General features: G+C 68.8%; 1 protein-coding gene. It reads right to left on the bottom strand.

Translation table 11 applies throughout. The features are described 5' to 3' along the window. Nucleotides 1–18: 18 nt before the first annotated feature. On the bottom strand, nt 19–1,230 hold the full coding sequence (locus AB0F81_RS51255) for an IS110 family transposase (RefSeq protein ID WP_360211776.1): 1,212 nt from the start codon (nt 1,228–1,230) through the stop codon (nt 19–21). Between the last annotated feature and the right edge of the window lie 220 nt (nt 1,231–1,450).

Below are 1,450 nucleotides of genomic sequence, written 5' to 3'. Positions count from 1 at the left end.
GGAGTTTCAATGACCATGTCAAGCCGCGTTCGCGGTGATCGGCGGTGAGGGGTGGAACTCACGGCCGTCGCGCAGCAGTGCCCAGATGACGTCGATCAGTCGGCGGGCCAGGGCGATCAGGGCTTGGGTGTGGAGCTTGCCTTCCGCGCGTTTGCGCTGGTAGAAGGCCTTGGATGGTCCGTCGGGCTTGATCGCGGACAGTGCGGCGAGGTAGAACACCCGGCGCAGGCCGCGGTGGTAGCGCTTGGGCCGGTGCAGGTTGCCGCGTACGCGTCCAGAGTCGCGGGGTACCGGTGCCAGGCCGGCGTAGGCGGCCAGCCGGGCCGAGCTGCCGAACGCGGCCAGCAGGTCGCCTCCGGTGTCGGCGAGCAACTGGGCCCCCAGGATCGGTCCGAACCCGTTGACGCTGGTGATCCGCGGCGCGTGCGGATGCTCGCCGAACGTGCCGGTGATCTGCTTGTCCAGGTCCTTGATCTCCCGGTCGAGGTCGAGCAGTTGAGCGGCGAGCCGGGCGATCAGCGGCGCCACCGCGGCTTCGGTGGGCAGCGCAATGGTCTGCGCAGCCGCCGCGGCGAGGGCTTTGTCGACCATCGCCGCAATGCCTTTAGGCCATGCACCGCCGGCGTGCAGGTGCTCGGCGATCGCGTCAGCGCCGGCCTCACGCAGACCGCCGGGGGTTTGGAAGCCGGTCAGCAGCACCAGCGACGAGCGGGTGGTGTAGTCGAAAGCCGCTTCCAGCGCCGGGAAGATCGAGGCGAGCAGGTCACGCAGCCGGTTCACCCCACGCACCCAGTCACCCATCAGGTCCTCGCGACGGGCGGTCAGCACCCGCAACTCGGCGACCAGCTGATCCGGCTCGGTGATCGGCGTCAGATCGTGGCGCAGCCGGGCGGTCTCGGCGATGGTGAACGCGTCCTTGGCGTCGCTCTTGCCCTCCCCGGCGAACGCGCCGGCCATCCGGTTGACCAGCCGGCCGGGCACATACACCAACTCCGCGCCCGTCTGACGCAGTACCGCCAGCAGCAGCCCCGCGCTGCCGGAGGTCATGTCCAGGGCCCACCGCACGTGTCCGGCGGCCTTGCCTGCCCGGGCGATCAACGCCTCGATCTCGGCCTGCCCGTTGGCCAGCCGCTTGCTGAACACCACCTTGCCGGTCTCGTCGACCGCGCACGCATGGTGATGCGCCTTGCCGACATCGATCCCGACCCAGATCCGCTCCCGGACCTTCACCGGCCCGAACCTCCCTATAACCGCAGCTCAACCCCGTCGATGGCACTGCCGGCAGCTCCATAAACAGCGACGCACGCAGATCTCAATCAGCAGTCAGGCCATCGGAAACGGCAGGGCGGCCACTCCTTCGGAACCACCCAACGGCAAGAAGCCATCAGCCACACCCCACCGTCCCGGGCACCCGGGGCATCAACCCCAGACGATCAACAACCTTATGGAG

Origin of the sequence: Actinoplanes sp. NPDC024001 (genome assembly GCF_040638955.1) — a bacterium.
In the GTDB taxonomy this organism is placed as follows: Bacteria; Actinomycetota; Actinomycetes; order Mycobacteriales; family Micromonosporaceae; genus Actinoplanes.
The sequence above is the reverse complement of the archived record's forward strand: the minus strand, read 5'-3'. Positions and strand labels throughout refer to the sequence as shown.